Origin of the sequence: Enterococcus sp. AN402, from assembly GCF_040719405.1 — a bacterium.
Lineage (GTDB): Bacteria > Bacillota > Bacilli > Lactobacillales > Enterococcaceae > Enterococcus > Enterococcus faecalis.
The window spans coordinates 1,826,216-1,846,191 of sequence record NZ_JBFDTM010000004.1 but is presented as its reverse complement, the minus strand read 5'-3'; the positions used below and the strand labels follow the sequence as shown (position 1 = coordinate 1,846,191).

Genomic DNA, 19,976 nt, shown 5'->3' with positions numbered 1-19,976 from the left:
CTATGATCTCAGTTTGTATTGCGACATATAATGGAGAAAAATATCTCGCGGAACAATTAGATAGTATTCTTTTACAAGTCAGTGAAGAAGATGAACTAATTATTTCAGATGATGGTTCTACTGATCATACGTTGGAAATTTTGAGAACGTATGCAGCGAATTATCCCCAAATTCAATTGTTACAAGGTCCAGGGCAAGGAGTGATTGCTAATTTTGCATTTGCGCTTACGCATACGAAAGGCGAAGTAATATTTTTAGCAGATCAAGATGACGTTTGGTTGCCAAATAAAGTAACGACGGTGACAGAATATTTTGAAACGCACCCTGACATCCAAGTAGTTATTAGTGACTTGAAAATTGTTGATGCGGATTTACAAGTTACCAATCCCTCTTATTTTAAGTTTCGAAAAGTCAAACCAGGGTTTTGGCGAAATGCGATAAAAAGTGGCTATATTGGGGCAGGTATGGCCTTTCGTCAAGAGATGAAAAACGTCATTTTACCCATTCCGCCAGAAGTTCCTATGCATGATATGTGGATTGGCTTATTAGCTGCACGGAAGAAGCAAACGGGTCTCATTAAAGAACCATTAGTGCTTTACCGAAGACATGGAGCGAATGTCAGCCCTATTATTACCAAAACAAGTTTCCAACAAAAATTAAATTGGCGTGTGAATTTATTAAAAGCTTTACATCAGCGTTTAAAGGAACAACGCTAAACTTTTACAGATTTGTAAAATTTACGTAAAAAACATGACAAACCCTATGCTTAATGCGATAATAGGGAAGGATATTTGGTTTTATAGAAACTAAAAATAGAAGTATTTAAGGAGATTGTTCATGAAAGGAATTATTTTAGCAGGCGGAAGCGGGACACGCTTATATCCGTTAACAAAAGCAACATCAAAACAATTAATGCCAATTTACGACAAACCAATGATTTATTACCCAATGTCAACGTTAATGTTGGCGGGAATTAATGAAATTTTGATTATCTCTACACCAGAAGATACACCACGTTTTGAAAGCTTATTCGGCGATGGCCATGATTTAGGCATTCATATCGAATACGCGGTACAAGAAAGCCCAGATGGTTTGGCGCAAGCATTTATTATTGGTGAAGAATTTATTGGTGATGACAGTGTCTGCTTAGTTTTAGGGGACAATATTTATTATGGTGGCGGCTTATCAAAAATGTTGCAACGAGCGGCTTCTAAAGAGTCAGGGGCAACAGTCTTTGGTTACCATGTAAATGATCCAGAGCGTTTCGGCGTGGTAGAATTTGATGAAGAGATGCGGGCGCTTTCTATTGAAGAAAAACCAGCACAACCGAAGTCAAATTACGCAGTGACAGGTTTGTATTTTTACGACAATGAAGTGGTTGAAATTGCAAAAGGGATCAAACCGTCAGAACGTGGGGAATTAGAAATAACAGACGTTAATAAAGTCTACCTTGAAAAAAATAAACTTTCTGTTGAGGTAATGGGCCGTGGCTTTGCTTGGTTAGATACAGGCACACACGAATCCTTATTAGAAGCGTCAACATTTATTGAAACAATTGAAAAACGTCAAAATTTAAAAGTCGCTTGTTTGGAAGAAATTGCTTATCGAATGGGCTATATTACAAAAGAACAATTGGTAGAATTGGCACAACCATTGAAGAAAAATGGCTACGGCCAATACTTGCTACGTTTAGCAGCAGAATAGGAGCGAAGAAACGTGAAAGTTATTGATACAAAATTACAAGATGTCAAAATTATCGAAATGGATGTTTTCGGTGATCATCGTGGCTTTTTTACAGAAAGTTATTCCAAAGCTAAATTTGCAGAACATGGATTAGACTTTGATTTTGTCCAAGATAATCATTCATTATCAACAGAAGCAGGTGTCTTGCGTGGATTGCATTTTCAAAAAGGCGAAGCTGCGCAAACAAAACTAATTCGCGTTGTAACAGGTGCGGTATTAGATGTGATTGTTGATATTCGTAAAGGGAGTCCAACCTATGGCCAATGGGAAGGCTACATTTTATCAGAACATAATCACCGTCAGCTTTTAGTACCAAAAGGTTTTGCTCATGGTTTTGTCACTTTGACACCGAACGTGAACTTTATGTACAAATGTGACAATTACTACAATGCGGCAGCAGACGGCGGTATTGCTTTTAACGATCCAGCGTTAGCTATTGATTGGCCAATTGCGCCAGAAAAAGCGATTACGTCAGAAAAGGATCAAAAACATCCAACCTTAAAAGAATTTGAAGCGGAAAATCCGTTTATCTATGGCGAAATTTAAGAAAAAAGTAGGAGAGTTTCAATTATGAAAAAAATCATCGTAACAGGTGGAGCTGGTTTTATCGGCTCAAATTTTGTTCATTATGTTGTAAAGAATCATCCAGAAGTTCATGTAACTGTATTAGATAAATTAACGTATGCAGGAAATGAAAAAAATCTTGAAAGTCTACCAAGTGATCGCGTGGAATTAGTCGTAGGAGATATCGCTGATGCTGAATTAGTTAATCGTTTAGTCGCTGAAACAGATGCGGTCGTTCACTATGCTGCTGAATCGCATAACGACAACTCATTAAACGACCCATTCCCATTTGTACAAACCAATCTGATTGGGACGTACACATTGATCGAAGCTTGCCGTAAAAACAATGTTCGTTACCACCATGTATCGACTGATGAAGTTTATGGCGATTTACCTTTAAGAGAAGATTTACCAGGACATGGAGAAGGCGAAGGGGAAAAATTCACTGCCGAAACGCCTTACAATCCTTCAAGTCCTTATTCTTCAACAAAAGCAGGATCTGACTTGTTAGTCAAAGCGTGGGTTCGTTCTTTCAACTTACAAGCAACAATTTCAAATTGTTCAAATAACTATGGGCCATATCAACATATTGAAAAATTTATTCCTCGTCAAATTACCAATGTCTTAAGTGGCATTACACCAAAACTTTATGGTGCTGGTAAAAATGTTCGTGACTGGATTCATACAAACGACCATTCTTCGGCTGTTTGGGCAATTTTAACAAAAGGGCAAATTGGCGAAACATACTTAATCGGAGCCGATGGTGAAGAAGACAATAAAACAGTGATGGAATTAATTTTAGAATTAATGGGACAACCTGTTGATGCCTATGAGCATGTCAACGATCGTGCAGGACATGACTTACGTTATGCGATTGACTCAACCAGATTACGCGAAGAATTAGGTTGGGAACCAGAATTCACGAATTTCCGTGAAGGCTTGGCAGAAACAATCAAGTGGTATACAGAAAATGAAGACTGGTGGCGTGCAGATAAAGAAGCTGTTGAAGCAAAATATGCACAAAATGGTCAGTAATTTTTCTGACATGTGAGATAACAGTCGAAAGGCGATGGCAAAGTACAAAAGCTACTTTGCCCTGCCTTTTTTTCAAGAAGGAGCGAAAAAAATGATTTTAATTACTGGTGGAAATGGCCAATTGGGCACAGAATTACGTCACCTATTAGATGAACAAGGAATTGAGTATGTTTCAACGGATTCCACAGAATTAGATATTACTGATGCGGATAGTACGTTGGCAAAAGTGAAAGAAATTCAACCAAGCGTCATTTATCATTGTGCTGCTTATACAGCTGTTGATAAAGCAGAAGACGAAGGCAAGGAATTAGATGAAAAAGTGAATGTAGATGGCACACGTCATGTTGCAGAAGCTGCTAAAGCAGTGGGGGCGACACTTGTTTATGTAAGTACAGATTATATTTTTGATGGAACTAAAAAAGAAGGCGTCTATGCGATTGATGATCAACCGAATCCTTTAAATGAGTATGGTCGGACGAAGTTATTAGGTGAACAAGCGGTACAAGAAATCCTGGACGACTATTATATTATTCGAACATCATGGGTATTTGGCCAATACGGTCATAACTTTGTCTTTACCATGCAAAAATTAGCGGAAACAAGAGACCAACTAACGGTAGTGGACGATCAGTTTGGCCGCCCAACTTGGACAAGAACGTTAGCCGAATTTATGGCATTTGTTATTGCAGAAAAAGCGCCATTTGGTGTTTATCATTTGTCTAATGAAAACAGCTGTAGCTGGTATCAGTTTGCTAAAGAAATTTTAAAAGATACTGAAGTGGAAGTACTGCCAGTGGATTCAACTCAATTTCCACAAAAGGCGCAAAGACCACAATATTCTGTCATGGATTTAAGTAAAACAGAAGCGTTAGGCTTTAAAATTCCTACTTGGCAAGAAGCCTTAGCACAAATGTTAGAAAATGTTCAACAATAAATTGTTTTGTGTAAGTGAGGGGTTTTGTTAGAGAAAAAGTGGAAAGGTGTTTCTCTTTATGAAGGTACTTTTAATCATTCCTGCTTACAATGAGGAAGAAAACATTTTGCGGACGATTGCTTCCATTGAAACATTTAAACAGGAAGTTACGCATTTTCAACATGAATTGGATTATGTGGTAATTAATGATGGCTCGACAGATGGAACCAAACAAATTTTAGAAGCCAACCAAATTAATGCCATTCATTTAGTGTTGAATTTAGGTATTGGCGGGGCGGTACAGACCGGCTATAAATATGCCTTAGAAAATGAGTATGATGTTGCGGTTCAGTTTGATGGTGATGGTCAACATGATATCAATAGTTTACCTATTCTACTGGAACCATTAGCAGAGGGTAAATGTGATTTTTCGATTGGCTCTCGTTTCATTCCTGGAAACGAAGCGGCTTTTCAAAGTACGAAAATGCGCCGTTTTGGTATTCGTTTGTTATCATTTTGTATTCGAATGGCTTCTGGTAAAACAATTTATGATGTGACTTCTGGTTATCGAGCAGGAAATCGGAAAGTGATTGCTTTTTTTGCAAAGCGTTATCCGACAAATTATCCTGAGCCAGAATCGATTGTTCACTTAATTAAAAAACGTTTTGTGATTGTTGAAAGACCTGTCAATATGATGGAACGGCTTGGTGGTGTTTCTTCGATTCGTGCATTGGCTTCTGTGAAGTATATGCTGGAAGTCGGCTCAGCAATTCTGATTGCTGCCTTTATGAAGGAGGGAGATTAATGCTACCAACCGTGTTATGGTTAGCTTTATTTTTATTTGCAATTGGCTTTTTCTTATACATTATTCGAGGGATTAATAAAAATATTTTTCTCCTAAAAAATGCTTTGATTTGGTTATTAATCTCAATTGTCTTAATTATTTTTGCTATTTTCCCGCATGTGGCAGAATGGTTAGCAATGGCCTTTGGGTTTGAAACAACATCAAACTTCTTATTATCAGTTGCGTTGATTGTCCTGTTAATCATGGAAATTAAAAATTCTGTGTTGATTTCAAAACACGAAAATCGCATTAAAACATTATTGCAAGAATTATCTATCATGAAATCTGAAGAAAATAAAAAAGATCGCTAATGTGTAGTGACCCTTAAAAGTTGGACCTGAAAGTCTAATTTTTAAGGGTCAGCTCAATGAATAGCGATCTTTTTTATTTAAGATTCATAATCACAATGCCGACAATAATAACCACAGCACCAATAAGGGCATTCGTTGTAATTGTCTCTTTTAGAATAAGATTTGAAGCAATTAAAATAGCGATGTTTGTACAGGCAACGCCTAAAGGAACAATGTAAGAAACATCGGAACGACTAATAATTAACATCCATAAAATAAAACTAATTAAATAACAAAATAAACCTAATAAAGATATAAGTGAGATATTCATTGAAAAGATTGTTTGTTGGAGTTGGATGTTCAAACTGCTAGAACCTAGTTTAAATAAGACCAGACCAGCAGAAGACAGAAATACGTAAATAATAAAAAGAACCATAATTTCCCTTCTCTCAAAAATAGTTTCCGTGCAAAAAATGCAAGACCTCCATTATTGTAGCATAATCTCCTAAAAATTGGACAAGATTTTTTAATATAGCGAAATCAGTTAAATTTTTCTTTATAAAAAGGGGTCTACTATTGAAAAGCTAGGCGTTTATCGATAAAATAGAAATGTTGTTTAAAATGGCATTTTTGTATTCAAAAATTTTAGATAAAAATAGTTTATTACGGAAGGAATAAGTATATGTTTAAAGAAACATTTTCAATTTTCAAGAATATTTTTCAGAACAAAAAATTGTTATTACAATTTTCATTTAATGATTTTAAGGCCAAGTATGCTGGTTCAGCACTAGGAATTGTCTGGGCGTTTTTAACGCCATTAGTAACTGTTTTGACGTATTGGTTTGTCTTTTCTGTAGGCCTTCGTTCTAGAGCTGGCGACAATATGCCGTTCATTGTCTATTTAGTAACAGGGATGGTACCTTGGTTCTTCTTTTCAGATTCGTTATTATCAGCCACGAATGTGTTTCGTGAATATAGTTATTTAGTTAAAAAAGTCGTGTTTAATGTACAAATTTTACCAACGTCTAAAATTTTATCGAACTTGTACACCCACTTGTTTTTCATTCTAATTGGTTTTGTAATTACTACAGCTAACGGTTATTACCCAAGTCTGTACAGTTTGCAATTAATTTACTACTTAGCTTGTTTATTAGTCTTTTTAACAGCAATTACGTGGATTACTGCTTCAACACAACCATTTTTACCTGATATTATGCAATTTATCAATATCATTATGCAAACAGTTATGTGGACATTACCAATTTTATGGCAACCAACTGGAATGATTGCGACAATCTTAAAAATCAATCCATTATATTATATTGTTCAAGGATACCGCGAATCTTATTTAGGCGGTGCATGGTTCTGGGAACATTGGCAATATAGCTTATATTTCTGGGGAGTTACTATTGTTTTACTATTAATTGGCTCAACCGTGTTTAGACGCTTAAAACCACATTTTTCAGATGTACTATAAGGAGAGAACGACATGTCAGAATATGCAATCGATATCCAACATATTACCAAAACATACAACATGTATAAAAAGCCGTCCGATCGGTTTAAAGAAGCGCTTAGTCCAACCAAAAAATCTTACCACGATTTGTTTTATGCGTTAGACGATGTCACGATGCAAATTAAAAAAGGCGAGATGATTGGCTTTGTCGGCGAAAATGGCTCTGGGAAATCAACCATGTTAAAAATTATTACAGGAGTATTAACGCCAACCTCCGGGTCTATGGTGATTAATGGGAAAATTTCAGCGTTGCTTGAATTAGGTTCAGGTTTTAACCCTGAATATTCAGGATATGAAAATATTTTCTTAAATGGAATGGTCTTGGGTTTTTCCCGAGAAGAGATGGAAGAGCGTGTCCAAGATGTCATTGATTTTGCTGACATCGGTGATCATTTGTATCAACCAGTTAAGACATACTCTAGTGGTATGTTTGTCCGCTTGGCTTTTGCGGTAGCCATTAACGTGGATCCCGATATTTTAATTGTCGATGAAGCGTTGGCTGTCGGGGATTTAGAGTTTCAATTAAAATGTATGGAAAAATTTACGGAAATTAAAAATTCTGGTAAAACAATTTTATTTGTTTCTCACGATGTAAACTCCATCCGTCGTTTTTGTGACAGAACTTTTTGGTTGCAACACGGGAAAGTCGTTGAATATGGAGATACGATGGACGTGACGACCAACTACGAAAACTTTTTGAAAAAGAAATCAATTAAAACGGTTGACCGCGAAGCAACCATGAAAGATGAAACCCCAACACCAGATATTATTGAAGTGGATCATGCGGAACTTTTAAACGCGGATTATGAACCATTAGAAATGGTAACGCAAGATGAAAAAGTGATTGTAAAAATTGAATATACTGTCAAAAATGACCAAATTAAGAAGCCTGTTTGTGGGGTCGCTATTCGAACAGTGGACAACCATTATGTCTGTGGCTTAAATACGTTATTAGATGGCGTGCAAATTCCTTGGAAAAAAGGACGGAATGTTTTTTATTTAGAATATGAAAAAATGTCATTATTAACAGGTGAATATTATTTTGATATTGCTTTCTTTGAGGAACATGCAACAGTCCCATTAGTCTACAAAACAAAATACGTGACGATGTTTATTACCGGTCGTTATGCCGGAGAAGGAATTGTCATCTTAGATCATAAATGGAAGGATACGACAAAAGATGAAGTATGATTTTGAAATGGAAACAGACGAGAGTACCAGTGTTGGGAAAATCGTAGCACAAATCAAAGAAAATAGTGATGTCTTGGAATTTGGTCCAGGTAATGGGCGAATGACTAGCTATTTGATGGAAGAAAAAAAGTGCCAGGTCTCAATTGTTGAATTAGACAAAGAACTTTATGATCATGTCAGTCAATTTTCAACAGATGCCTTTTATGGCAATATTGATGAAAATGATTGGGTCGAATACTTTGCTGGTAAGACGTTTGATTATATCGTTTTTGCGGATGTGTTGGAACATTTAATGAATCCTCAAAGCGCCTTAGCAAAAGTTAAACCATTTTTAAAACCAGGCGGTCAAATTTTAATCACGTTCCCTAATTTGGCGCATAATTCGGTCTTAATTGATTTATTTAATAATCGTTTAACGTGGAATGAAACTGGGCTGTTGGATGCTACGCATAAATCATTCTATTTACAAGAAGGATTTGAAAAAGTTTTTGCAGAAGTTGGTTTATACATTGCCAAAGAAGATTTTACATTTAATCAAGTTGGCTACAACGAAATTCCTACGACATATGAAGCGTTACCTGTAGAAGTGCAAGCAGCTTTTAAAGCGCGTCCCTTTGGTGAAGTGTATCAGTACTTTTTTGCCTTGACTGCTGAACCGGTAGAACAGCCAGAGCGAGTGACACCAGTAAATTCATACAATGAAAAAAACGTTCATATTTTAATTAATTGCGGCGAAGAAAAAGAGACTGAGTTGGATCAACCGGTTGATTTACAAAAACCTGAAACAAAACAGTTCCAACTGAAGATACCAGAAGACGTCCAACTGATAAAATTATTCCCAAGTTTAACGGGGGCAATTGTCAAATTATCCATGACGATAGACGGGGAGACAGTCCCGGTCGCAGCCACGAATGCTTTTCTGGTACAAGAGAATGTCTATTATTTCTTAGATACGCAAGTCCCTGTAATCGAAGTAACCGATGCACAAATGGCAGGCAAAGACCTGACAGTAGCCATTGATTATTTCTTTGAAGGCAACTATTCAGAACGTGAAAATACCTTTATTCATGCACTGTTAGATGAAAGAAATCAATTTTTAGAAGAAATGAATAAACAGACGGAGACTGCCCCTATGCCTACTGGAAAATATAAACGAATCACGTTAACTAAATTTGATAAAATGATTAATTTAACCATCGACGATATTGCTCGCGATGTAGAAAATAACGTTTCTGTTATCAGAGGGTGGGCGTATGACAAACAAACAAATTATCCGCTAAGATTCAGCATTGCAGAAGCTAGTGAATCAGTCACTTATACGGTGGAAACAGAATATCGTCGGGATGTTATTGATATGTTTGAATTAGAAGGCGATCAAGATTATGGTTTTGTCATTACGATTAAAGACCCAGAAGATTTACCAGCCTACACGCTAAACATTGACACCAAATCAGGCCAGAAGGTTCAATACGTGGTGGAGCGTCCAAACATGGTTCAACCGGGCACGAAATTTGATCGAGCATGGCGTTCGATTCAGACACGTGGTTTGATGGGCTCAGTGAAGTGGTACTTTAAACGACAAGAAAAAGCAGAAGCCCCTGTTGACGTGGAGGCAGTTTTAGCGGAAATTAAAACGTTCCAATTTCAGCCTAAAATTTCTGTCGCTGTGCCTGTTTATAATGTCGAAGAAAAATGGCTTGCAGCGTGCGTTTCTTCTTTACAAAATCAGTACTATGAAAATTGGGAGTTATGTTTAGCAGATGATGCATCGCCAAGCGAACATATTAAGCCCATGCTAGAAAAATATAAAGAACTAGATCAACGAATCAAAGTTATTTATCGCGAAGAAAACGGACATATTTCAGAAGCAACTAACTCAGCTTTGTCGATTGCTACTGGCGATTTTGTTGGTTTCATGGATAACGATGATGAATTAGCGCCACAAGCATTATATGAAGTGGTCAAAGCTTTAAATACAGACCCAACGATTGATTTTCTTTATACTGATGAAGATAAAATTACAGAAAATGGTCGTCGCTTCAACGCGTTTTACAAATCGGACTGGAATCCAGAACTGATTTTAAACCATAATTACATTACACACTTTGTTGTTGTGAAACGTGATTTATTAGAAAAAGTAGGCGGATTGAACTCAGCATATAACGGCGCTCAAGACTATGATTTCGTATTGCGAGCAACGGAACAAGCAACGAAAATCAAGCATATTCCTGGTATGATGTATCATTGGCGTGCCATTGAATCATCGACTGCTCTAAACCCTGAAAGCAAAGGTTACGCCTATGTAGCTGGTCAAAAAGCGGTCCAAGCGGCAACGGAACGCCGTGGCTTAAAAGCACAAGTAGAGATTGCCGAATTTTATGGTTCCTATAAAATTAACTATCTTTATGATCATGTGCCGATGGTATCATTGATTATTACGAATGATACAGAGAATATGAGTAGTTACTTACGTCAATTATTAGAAAAAACTGCCTATACAAATTATGAAATTCTATTGCCTGCACGCTTCGAGAATCAAATAAATATCCAAAATGACCGTCTTCGTTATGTTTCAACAGAAACTCGTCATGGCATGATTCAAGCTGCTAAGGGAGAATATGTGGCTTTATTAAATGCTGGATTGGTACCAACGAAAAATGATTGGTTAAAAGAGTTAATGAACATTGGTCAACAAGAGACCTCTGGTTTAGTGACTGGCCGCGTAGTTGACGCACGCTATCGCGTGGAAACGGTGGGAGTATCAGTTGATACAGACAAAGGTCGATTACTTTATCCCGAAAAAGGCACCCCTGGTAAAAGCTTAGGTTACTATTACAGAATTGCTTTACCAAGAAATGTTCAAGCAGCAACTGAAGACTGCTTACTATTCAACAAACAACTTTACCTAAATTTAGAAGGAATTAACGAAAACTTAGGAAAAGAGTGGATGGGTGTCGATTTATCGTTACAATTTGCTAGCGCTGGTAAACGAAATGTATATGTGTCCTATGCAATTTTGAAAGCAGACGAAAAAATGCAAAACCATGATAAAAAAGGATCTTATAAAGAACTTGCGGAAAAATGGACCGCGGAAGCTTTAGTTGATCCCTATCGAAATCCGAAACATCTATAAGGAGAATGCACATGAATGAAGACATTAAGGTGATCTTTGATAGTATCTATCGCGACAAAACAACAAATAATTTAACCATTACAGGTTGGGCGTTGGATACAATCACTAAAGAAAGCCCAACTTTCACAATTAATAATGAAAACCAAGTGTCCGCTTATAACATTCAGCGCGTTTTACGTGAAGATGTTAATCAAATTTATCAAACAGATCCTGCGATTGAAGCTGGCTTTGTTGTTACACTTGAAGGAATTAAACAAAAAAAAGTACTCCCTTTTCATTTTCAATCATCAGCACATGTTGTAACGGTGGATTTTCCCTTGAATAAAAAATATCCAGTGATTCCAGGGACAGAAGATAAAGTGACTCGTCTCTGGATAAAAGCCAAAAAAGGATTTAAGTATATGGCTAAAAATGGTATTTCTCATACCATTCAACGAGCGAAAATTGAGAAACTAAGAAATCAAGCTTCGTATCCTAACTGGTTAGCTAGAAATGAAGTACTAGACATAGAAGCGATGACGCAAGAAATCGCAACATTTCATTATCAACCTAAAATTTCCATTGCGATGCCAGTGTATAATGTTGAAGAAAAATGGCTTCGGTTGTGCATTGATTCTATTTTGAATCAAGTCTATACTAATTGGGAATTATGTATGGCCGATGACGCCTCAACAGATCCTAATGTCAAAAAGATTTTAACAGAGTACCAACAATTGGATGAGCGAATTCGGGTCGTCTTTCGTGAACAAAATGGTCATATTTCAGAAGCAACCAACTCTGCTTTAACGATTGCTACCGGAGAATTTGTCGCCTTACTAGACAACGATGATGAATTAGCAATCAATGCTTTTTATGAAGTGGTTAAAGTGCTGAATGAAAACCCAGAACTAGACTTAATTTATAGTGATGAAGATAAGATTGATATGGATGGAAATCGTTCTGATCCAGCCTTTAAACCAGATTGGTCACCTGATTTACTTTTAGGAACCAATTACATTTCGCATTTAGGCGTGTATCGTCGGAGTATTCTAGAAGAAATTGGTGGCTTTCGAAAAGGTTACGAAGGTTCTCAAGACTACGATTTAGTTTTAAGATTTACTGAAAAAACGACAAAAGAACGCATCAAACATATTCCAAAAGTTCTTTACTATTGGCGGATGCTGCCAACCTCAACAGCAGTGGATCAGGGCTCAAAAGGTTATGCTTTTGAAGCGGGGCTAAGAGCCGTGCAAGATGCGCTCGTTCGTCGAGGAATTAATGGTCATGCAACGCATGGGGCGGCGAATGGCTTATACGATGTTTATTATGACATTGAATCTGAAAAGTTAGTCTCAATTATTATTCCAACTAAAAATGGCTATAAAGACGTACAACGTTGTGTTTCATCGATTATTGAAAAAACAACTTACCAAAATTACGAGATTATTATGGCTGATAATGGAAGTACAGATCCAAAAATGCACGAATTGTATGCAGAATTTGAACAACAATTACCTGGCCGCTTTTTCGTTGAATCAATCGATATTCCATTCAATTTCTCAACTATTAACAATCGTGCAGCGAAAAAAGCGCACGGAGAGTATTTATTATTTTTAAATAATGATACCGAAGTGATTACAGAGAATTGGTTAACTTTGATGGTTTCATTTGCTCAGCAAGAACGGATTGGCTGTGTAGGTGCGAAATTATTGTATCCAAATAATACGGTCCAACACGCAGGCGTTATTTTAGGATTAGGTGGTGTTGCTGGACATGGTCATTATGGTTATCCCCATGGTGACTTAGGCTATTTTGGTCGGTTAGCTATTAATGTTAATTATTCAGCAGTAACTGCCGCATGCTTACTTATGAAAAAAGCAGATTTTGATGCAGTTGGTGGTTTTGAAGAAGCGTTTACTGTAGCTTTCAATGATGTTGATTTATGCCTGAAAGTCCAAGCTTTAGGACGTGACAATGTCTGGCTTCATGAAGCAGAGCTTTATCATTTTGAATCTCAAACTCGTGGATATGATGATAAAGGCAAAAAGAAAAAACGTTTTGAACAAGAAAAAGTGATGATGGAAGAAAAATGGGGACCTTTAATTGAAAATGATCCATTTTATAATCCTAATCTGACAAGGGATATTCCCAACTTTTCATTACGAATTGACTAGATGCAATTGCGGATGACGAAATGGAGCGAAAAGATGGAACAACAACTAACTACAAGAAAAGAAAAACAACCATTACGCAACCAAGCTGAGCAGAGCGCTCGCTTGGTTGATCATTTGTTACGCTGGCGCTATCTGCTAGCGGCAGTCATTTTTATTTTACTGGTCGCCTTTAAAGTCCATGGTAGTTCATTAAACATGTGGGATGCGTATGTTTCTGAATATGCAGATGGTCAAAAAAGTTCATTAATTGCTGGTGAACCAAGAGGTGTTCGCTCGGATGAATGGCTCGTTCAAACCCCATTTAGTCTCTCACAAACACAAACAGGTTTGAAAACACATAATGATGTGATTACGTTAAATGGTCAAGACATGGTGGTAGGCTATAATTCACCAGCGTGGAATTTGGCCACGTTAGCGAAACCTTTTACGTGGGGCTATGTACTATTAGGCAAAGAGTATGGCTTATCATGGTATTGGAATCTTAAATTAATTGGCTTAATTTTATTTTCTTTTGAAATTGGCTTGATCGTCACACGGCGGAATAAATATTTAGCTTTGTTAGCAAGTGTTTGGATTCCGTTTTCTTCGGCCCTTCAATGGTGGTTTGTCTCGCCAGTTGGAGATTTAGTATTTTTTGGCTTAGGTTTTTTAGTGGGAATTTATAATTATTTCTATTATCATAGTAGTGTTCGACGTCGTGTCATTTGTGCGATAACGGCTGTTATTATGGCTTCAGGATTTGTTTTAGTTATTTATCCTGCGTTACAAGTACCACTTGGTTATTTGATTTTATTATTTTTAATTTTATTCTTTTTAGAATTTCGTGAAAAAATTAAGTTGGATAAGTGGGATGGGGTCCTGATAGGTGGGGCACTCTTGATGACGGCGATTATTGTTGGCGGATCGCTATATGGCTCATTGGATTCCTTAAAAGCAGTAATGGATACCGCTTATCCAGGAAAACGGGTAAGTTTAGGTGGCGATATGCCTAAACGCGATATTTTGTTATTTTTAACAAATTGGAAAATGCCGTTTCAAGATGTTCCATATTCAAATAATTCGGAAATCAGTAGTTTTTATCAATTATTTTTTGTTATTTTGCCGCTCTCACCATTTATTTTTTATAAAAAAATCAAAGAAAACATTTACGGTTTTGTCTTATTCGTGTATTGTTTATTTAACTTAGTTTGGATGAGCGTTCAATTTCCAACAATTTTTGCTAAGTTGACATTGTGGTCTTATGTGCCAGAACAACGGGCGATGTTATCCTTTGGGTTTGCCGCTGTGTTGTTAAGTTTATGGTTCATCGATTATTTATGGAATCGCCAAGCAAAAATTCCAATGATGGCCTGGTTAGGGGCGCTAGGATTAAATGTTGTTCTGTATTTCTTTGTTTTATATACGGGCAATTTACGGTTATACGTTACACGAATGGACATCATTGGTGTCTTAGTTGTCGCTACCGTTTTAATTGTTGCTTTATTTAAACGTTGGCGCACGTTATTTGTCCTTGTCTTATTAGGAATCATTATGGTTTCTGGTGCCTTTGTTAATCCAATTTCTCGAGGCGTTTCTGCTGTCTATGGTAAAAAATTAGCGGTAGAAGTGGAAGAAATTAACAAAAAAGACCCCAACCAATTGTGGGTGGGCGAACGCTTGATGTATGGCTATTTGCCAATGTTAGGTGTGCATACATTTAACGGTGTTGCTTTTACACCTGACTTAGAGGCTTGGAAACCATTAGATCCAAAAGGAAAAGACACATTTATTTATAATCGCTATGCGCACATCAATGTTGAAGTAGGAAATCAGACCCCTGTTTTAGAGTTGATGCAAAAAGATGCGATTATTGCTCGTTTATCTCCAGAAAAATTAAAAGAATATGGGATTAAATATGCGGTCGTTTATAAACCATTAGAACCGTTAGACACACCAACGATTCATTTTGAAAAATTATATGGACCTGATCAGAACGGGGCATATATTTATCGAATAAACGACTAGTGATTCATTCATGGAATGAGGTTTGAATATGGGAAAAGTATTGAATAGAATCGGTCGACTTATTTTATTAGTAACAATGATCGGCTCGTATACGATGTGGGTCGTAGGAATTGATGCGCCAGTCACAAAATATATGTATGCCAATAGTTCAATTTTATTATTAATAGCAGTAATACTTGTACTGCTATTAAATTGTACGAAATTAAAATTTATTGACTGGCTGACCGTAGCGTTGGCGCTAGCCACCTGGCTCTTGTTTCACTTTACGGAATCAATCCGTCATAGCACAATGCAAACAGATACAATGATTCCTTTAATTATTTTGTTGGTCCTTTGTTTTAAAGTTTGTGTCTTTGACCGTATGGATCAAACGCTTTTATTAATTGTCTCTTTAGTTGCTTTGAGCGCGACTTTGTATCGGATGTCCGTGGAGTTGCCACAGTTGATTCCAGCAGACGAAATTTTTAAAGAATCAAATAAACTGGAAAGTATTTGGATTAATACCAATACGATTGGTGCAACGTTGATGTTTTCAACAATGATGGCCAGCAGTTTGATCAAAGCATATAGAAATAAGGTTTTTAACCTGCTGCTTTTACCTGTATACATTGGTGGTGTTTTAGGTACATGGGTCAGTCAATCCAAAACCTCTTTTGCCATTTTAGTTGGTTTTATTCTGGTGGATAATCTTTTACCAAAACGTTTCTTGCAACGTTCGAAAGTTTGGCTATTTGGTTTTGTCGGAGTAGCTGCATTGGGACCATTGTTATTTTACTTATGTGCGGAATCGGATACTGTGGATTTATTTACAGGAAGAGAACGAATTTGGCATGAGTTTTTTGCTAAATGGTTATCTGATCCTCAACATATTAAAGTCGGTATGGAGCCTTTTGTGGCCTCATGGAAACCGCTGGGGACACATAATGCTTTTCTATTTACGTTAAGTAATTTTGGTGTCATTGGCTATCTGATTTTATTTGGTTTTTTAGTCAGTATGATTTTATTGATTGGTTTCCGCAAAAAAACATTGGATCGTTTGCAAGTTAGTTTACTTTTAGGCTTCCTTTTAATCTGGATTCATTCATTTATGGAAGATATTTTATTAGCGCCTCATTGGATGCCGATTGTTTATAGTTTCCTTGGGCTAGCCTTCTACTTCCGGCCAGAGAAAAAACGAGGAAGACATGAAAGACCAACGACATCTAAAAGAAGAAAACGAGTGAAACAAACAAGTCCTGTTAGCAATGAAGAGCGCCCGATAGCACCTGTTGACGAAGAGGGCTGGGACCAACCTGAAGAATTAAGTCGTGTCCAAAGACATCGCAGATAATTTTCATCCTATAGAACTTTCTTGTCCGCTGACATTATGGTAATATAGGGGTTGCATGTTATTACAAATAATGTAATTACTGGAAGTGAAGAGAGGAAGTTTTTAATGACATCAAAAAGTGAATGGAGTAATGCAAGACGAATTGTAATTATTTTAGCAGACGTTTTGCTCTATAATTTATCAATCATCTTAGGGTTTATGGTGAAATTTGGCCGAGAAATTCCTTCATTTAACTTTGTGGCTTATGAAAAATCTGCAATTTACATTTCAATCTTTTTTATCTTTTTGAATTTGTTGTTAGGTGCGTATATTTTTTATAATCGCAAAATTAGTGACATTATTTTTGTCACGGTGATTGGTCAAATTTTAATGACTTTAACGATTATGATTGTGACATTTGCCGGACGTTGGTTTACGTTCCCGCGTTCTGTTTTAGGATATTCCTTTATAATCGGAATTATTGTTCTAAGTCTTTGGCGAATTCTTGTTTATTATCTTTACTTAAAGGTCAGCAATGAGCGAAAAGTTGTTTTACTAGGTAAAGAAAATCAAGTTATGCGGTCAATTCAAAACTTTATGTCTGATAAAAATAACAAGCATAAAGTAACGAGCGTTGTTGTCAGCAATTACTATGAAAACTTAAAAAAAATTATCGATGAAATCGATATTGTTTATATTTCAAGTAATGTTGATGAGAACGAAAAAGTAAAATTGTATCAATTAATTGTCAAACACAAGAAAAAAATCTTTTTAGATACAAGTTTTGAAAATCTAATTATGTTAAAACCAAACATGATGAACTTTGAAGATGAAAGTATTATCGAAGTCTCAAATTTTGAAATTCAACCAGAAGAGAATTTTATTAAACGTTTATTCGATATTTTAGTCTCTGTTTGCCTATTTGTGATTACCTCACCCTTAATGCTTATTGCAGCGATTTTAGTCAAAGCAACCTCACCGGGACCAGTGATTTACAAACAAACTCGGATTACATTAGATCAACGTGAGTTCTCGATTTTAAAATTTAGAACGATGTCGGCAACAGCGGAAGCAAAATCAGGTCCAGTCTTATCTACAAGTAACGACAGTCGCGTCACTACAGTTGGTAAATACTTGCGCGCTTTACGTATTGATGAGTTGCCACAACTAATCAATGTTATTCGCGGGGATATGTCCATTGTCGGACCACGTCCTGAACGACCATTCTTTGTTGATCAATTTAATCAGGAAAACCCGAATTACTATTTACGTCACAATGTACGTGCGGGGATTACTGGCTATGCCCAAGTTTATGGGAAGTATGCTTCTGACTACAATAGTAAATTGAACTTTGATTTACTGTACATCAAGAATTATTCATTACTGTTGGATATGAAAATTCTGCTTCAAACCATCAAAATTCTCTTTGATAAAGTATCATCAAGAGGATTGGATGAGTCTGAAGAACGTGAAGAATTGACGATGGATTATTGTAAAGAGAATGCTATTAGAATTTACCGTTAAAAGTTTGAGACATAAGTTATTTAAGCTTATGTCTCAAACTTTTTTTGGAAATAAGGAACGTTGAAATAATAAAAGAGCTATGCGATAATATAAATTGTTACATTCTTACATAAAATGCAACGAGGAGTGAACAAATGGAAACAGCACTTGTTTCAATTATTATGCCCATGTACAATGCAGGCAAATTTTTATCAAAATCTATTGAAAGCGTTCTGGAACAAACTTACCAGAATTGGGAATTATTACTCATTGATGATGGAAGTAAAGATGATTCTATTGATATTGCACTTGCCTTTATGGAAAAAGATTCAAGAATCTTTTTACTGAAAAATGAACAGAACATGGGCATTGCAAAGACCAGAAATAAAGGAATTGAAGCTTCAAAGGGACAATATATTGCCTTTTTAGATAGTGATGATTTATGGCTTCCTAATAAATTAGAAGTTCAAATCAAGTGGATGGAAGAAAAAAAACTTTTATTTACATGTAGTTCTTATTTTGTATGTAATGAAAATGGCAACATTACGCATGAGCGTAATTTTAGTGAGGGACCACAAACCTATCAAGATCTTTTAAAAACAAATACTATCGGCTGCTTAACAGTCGTAGTCGAATCTAATCTGCTTAAACGCCATTTAATGCCGGATTTAAAACATGAAGACTATGCTACTTGGTTAAACATTTTGAAAGAAATAAATACGGTCTATTTTATTAACGAAAAATTAGCCATTTATCGTAAGCTAACCACCTCTACATCTTCTAACAAATGGAATACAATCAGTTGGGTTTGGAAAATTTTGCGTCAAAATGAACAGTTTTCAGTTATTAAAAGTTCATTTTACTTAATGCGTTTTTTATTCTATACAACATTTAAATATGCAAAGAATGAATAGGGAGGAAAAGGAAAAGTGGAACAAACAACACAGACGCAATTAGTAGAAATTCAACAAGTCGTTTTACGCATGTCAAAATATTTTGTGGCTTTTTGTGAAGAACATAATCTAACCTGTTATTTTTGTGGAGGCGGTTGTATTGGAGCAATCCGCAGTCAAGGTTTTATTCCATGGGATGATGACTTAGATTTCTTTATGCCAAGACCAGATTATGAAAAATTAAAAGTGCTTTGGCCTAAATATGCGGATACAGAACGTTATCCATTGTTAGTTGCTTCAAAAACTTATAATGATCATAATTCATTTATGACAATTAGGGATGCACAGACAACGTTTATTAAAACCTATCAAGATGGATTAGCGATTCCTCATGGTATTCCTATCGATATTTTTCCTTTAGATGGTGCGCCAAAAGGAAATTTTCAAAGGAAGAAACAAAAAATTTGGGCATTAATTTATGCTTTATTCTGTTCACAAGTGGTACCAGAAAAACATGGTGGCATTTTAGCAACGGGGAGTCGGGTATTATTGAATATCTTTCCATCGAAAAAGGTTCGCTATCATATTTGGCGCTTTGCTGAAAAAAGAATGACTAAGTATTCCTTCGGCTCCACTCCTTATGTCACAGAATTATGTGTCGGACCACGTTACATGGGTAATATTTATCATTTGGAAGATTTTAAATCTGCTATTTTTGTTCCGTTTGAAGATACAAAAATGCCAATACCAGTGGGCTACAAGCGCTACTTAACAGAGGTTTTTGGGGATTATATGCAATTGCCACCAGAGGAAGATCGCCAACCCCATCATGAAGCGCTAATTGTTGATATTAAAAAATCGTACACAGAATATCTTAAAAAATAA

17 protein-coding genes are annotated in these 19,976 nt (G+C 36.2%); 16 read left to right on the top strand and 1 reads right to left on the bottom strand.

Annotated elements, in window-relative coordinates; genetic code table 11:
• The first annotated feature begins 2 nt into the window (after window positions 1-2).
• The 7 genes from AB1I62_RS10385 to AB1I62_RS10355 all read left to right on the top strand — a co-directional run bounded on the left by AB1I62_RS10385 (window position 3) and on the right by AB1I62_RS10355 (window position 5,410).
• Window positions 3-716 carry a glycosyltransferase family 2 protein gene (locus AB1I62_RS10385; protein ID WP_002362119.1) on the top strand — a complete coding sequence of 238 codons (714 nt, stop codon included), beginning with the start codon at window positions 3-5 and terminating at the stop codon, window positions 714-716.
• A 121-nt stretch (window positions 717-837) separates the two neighbouring features.
• On the top strand, window positions 838-1,704 hold the full coding sequence (gene rfbA / locus AB1I62_RS10380) for a glucose-1-phosphate thymidylyltransferase RfbA (RefSeq protein ID WP_002364387.1): 867 nt from the start codon (window positions 838-840) through the stop codon (window positions 1,702-1,704).
• 12 nt (window positions 1,705-1,716) lie between these two features.
• Entirely contained in the window at window positions 1,717-2,289 is a 573-nt protein-coding gene (rfbC, locus tag AB1I62_RS10375) for a dTDP-4-dehydrorhamnose 3,5-epimerase (RefSeq protein WP_002356893.1), read from the top strand.
• Between the two features lie 24 nt (window positions 2,290-2,313).
• Window positions 2,314-3,342, top strand: coding sequence for a dTDP-glucose 4,6-dehydratase (gene rfbB / locus AB1I62_RS10370; protein WP_048737659.1), 1,029 nt, complete (start codon window positions 2,314-2,316; stop codon window positions 3,340-3,342).
• A gap of 91 nt (window positions 3,343-3,433) precedes the next feature.
• Window positions 3,434-4,276, top strand: a complete 843-nt coding sequence (rfbD, locus tag AB1I62_RS10365) for a dTDP-4-dehydrorhamnose reductase (RefSeq protein WP_002356895.1) — start codon at window positions 3,434-3,436, stop codon at window positions 4,274-4,276.
• A gap of 58 nt (window positions 4,277-4,334) precedes the next feature.
• A complete protein-coding gene (locus tag AB1I62_RS10360) occupies window positions 4,335-5,060 on the top strand; it encodes a glycosyltransferase family 2 protein (RefSeq protein WP_002366952.1) in 726 nt (241 codons plus the stop codon).
• Window positions 5,060-5,410, top strand: a complete 351-nt coding sequence (locus AB1I62_RS10355) for a DUF2304 domain-containing protein (RefSeq protein WP_367019279.1) — start codon at window positions 5,060-5,062, stop codon at window positions 5,408-5,410. Before AB1I62_RS10360 ends, AB1I62_RS10355 begins: the two co-directional genes overlap by 1 nt.
• A gap of 73 nt (window positions 5,411-5,483) precedes the next feature.
• Here AB1I62_RS10355 and AB1I62_RS10350 read toward each other — a convergent pair whose 3' ends face one another.
• Window positions 5,484-5,825, bottom strand: coding sequence for an EamA family transporter (locus tag AB1I62_RS10350; protein ID WP_002356899.1), 342 nt, complete (start codon window positions 5,823-5,825; stop codon window positions 5,484-5,486).
• 246 nt (window positions 5,826-6,071) lie between these two features.
• On the opposite strand from AB1I62_RS10350, the gene AB1I62_RS10345 reads away from it, so the two are divergent.
• The 9 genes from AB1I62_RS10345 (at window position 6,072) to AB1I62_RS10305 (ending at window position 19,976) form a co-directional block, all read left to right on the top strand.
• Window positions 6,072-6,866, top strand: a complete 795-nt coding sequence (locus AB1I62_RS10345) for an ABC transporter permease (protein ID WP_002356900.1) — start codon at window positions 6,072-6,074, stop codon at window positions 6,864-6,866.
• Window positions 6,867-6,878: 12 nt separating this feature from the next.
• Window positions 6,879-8,096, top strand: coding sequence for an ABC transporter ATP-binding protein (locus tag AB1I62_RS10340; RefSeq protein ID WP_002356901.1), 1,218 nt, complete (start codon window positions 6,879-6,881; stop codon window positions 8,094-8,096).
• The gene (locus AB1I62_RS10335; protein ID WP_104859345.1) at window positions 8,086-11,229 is read left to right on the top strand and encodes a glycosyltransferase; all 3,144 of its coding nucleotides are present in this window, start codon (window positions 8,086-8,088) and stop codon (window positions 11,227-11,229) included. Before AB1I62_RS10340 ends, AB1I62_RS10335 begins: the two co-directional genes overlap by 11 nt.
• A gap of 11 nt (window positions 11,230-11,240) precedes the next feature.
• Window positions 11,241-13,382 carry a glycosyltransferase family 2 protein gene (locus tag AB1I62_RS10330; RefSeq protein WP_048737664.1) on the top strand — a complete coding sequence of 714 codons (2,142 nt, stop codon included), beginning with the start codon at window positions 11,241-11,243 and terminating at the stop codon, window positions 13,380-13,382.
• On the top strand, window positions 13,383-15,386 hold the full coding sequence (locus tag AB1I62_RS10325; protein ID WP_161796743.1) for a hypothetical protein: 2,004 nt from the start codon (window positions 13,383-13,385) through the stop codon (window positions 15,384-15,386).
• Between the two features lie 28 nt (window positions 15,387-15,414).
• The gene (locus AB1I62_RS10320) at window positions 15,415-16,716 is read left to right on the top strand and encodes an EpaQ family protein (RefSeq protein WP_048737665.1); all 1,302 of its coding nucleotides are present in this window, start codon (window positions 15,415-15,417) and stop codon (window positions 16,714-16,716) included.
• 105 nt (window positions 16,717-16,821) lie between these two features.
• Window positions 16,822-18,219, top strand: coding sequence for a sugar transferase (locus tag AB1I62_RS10315; protein ID WP_002356909.1), 1,398 nt, complete (start codon window positions 16,822-16,824; stop codon window positions 18,217-18,219).
• A 134-nt stretch (window positions 18,220-18,353) separates the two neighbouring features.
• Window positions 18,354-19,112 carry a glycosyltransferase family 2 protein gene (locus tag AB1I62_RS10310; RefSeq protein ID WP_002356910.1) on the top strand — a complete coding sequence of 253 codons (759 nt, stop codon included), beginning with the start codon at window positions 18,354-18,356 and terminating at the stop codon, window positions 19,110-19,112.
• A 15-nt stretch (window positions 19,113-19,127) separates the two neighbouring features.
• Window positions 19,128-19,976, top strand: coding sequence for a phosphorylcholine transferase LicD (locus AB1I62_RS10305; RefSeq protein ID WP_048737667.1), 849 nt, complete (start codon window positions 19,128-19,130; stop codon window positions 19,974-19,976).

Coding starts and splice junctions, on each gene's coding strand:
- AB1I62_RS10345 (WP_002356900.1), top strand. CDS start 6,072: ATGTTTAAAGAAACATTTTCAATTTTCAAGAATATTTTTCAGAACAAA.
- rfbA (WP_002364387.1), top strand. CDS start 838: ATGAAAGGAATTATTTTAGCAGGCGGAAGCGGGACACGCTTATATCCG.
- AB1I62_RS10360 (WP_002366952.1), top strand. CDS start 4,335: ATGAAGGTACTTTTAATCATTCCTGCTTACAATGAGGAAGAAAACATT.
- AB1I62_RS10355 (WP_367019279.1), top strand. CDS start 5,060: ATGCTACCAACCGTGTTATGGTTAGCTTTATTTTTATTTGCAATTGGC.
- AB1I62_RS10350 (WP_002356899.1), bottom strand. CDS start 5,825: ATGGTTCTTTTTATTATTTACGTATTTCTGTCTTCTGCTGGTCTGGTC.
- AB1I62_RS10340 (WP_002356901.1), top strand. CDS start 6,879: ATGTCAGAATATGCAATCGATATCCAACATATTACCAAAACATACAAC.
- AB1I62_RS10310 (WP_002356910.1), top strand. CDS start 18,354: ATGGAAACAGCACTTGTTTCAATTATTATGCCCATGTACAATGCAGGC.
- AB1I62_RS10385 (WP_002362119.1), top strand. CDS start 3: ATGATCTCAGTTTGTATTGCGACATATAATGGAGAAAAATATCTCGCG.
- rfbD (WP_002356895.1), top strand. CDS start 3,434: ATGATTTTAATTACTGGTGGAAATGGCCAATTGGGCACAGAATTACGT.
- AB1I62_RS10315 (WP_002356909.1), top strand. CDS start 16,822: ATGACATCAAAAAGTGAATGGAGTAATGCAAGACGAATTGTAATTATT.
- rfbB (WP_048737659.1), top strand. CDS start 2,314: ATGAAAAAAATCATCGTAACAGGTGGAGCTGGTTTTATCGGCTCAAAT.
- AB1I62_RS10325 (WP_161796743.1), top strand. CDS start 13,383: ATGCAATTGCGGATGACGAAATGGAGCGAAAAGATGGAACAACAACTA.
- AB1I62_RS10335 (WP_104859345.1), top strand. CDS start 8,086: ATGAAGTATGATTTTGAAATGGAAACAGACGAGAGTACCAGTGTTGGG.
- AB1I62_RS10330 (WP_048737664.1), top strand. CDS start 11,241: ATGAATGAAGACATTAAGGTGATCTTTGATAGTATCTATCGCGACAAA.
- AB1I62_RS10320 (WP_048737665.1), top strand. CDS start 15,415: ATGGGAAAAGTATTGAATAGAATCGGTCGACTTATTTTATTAGTAACA.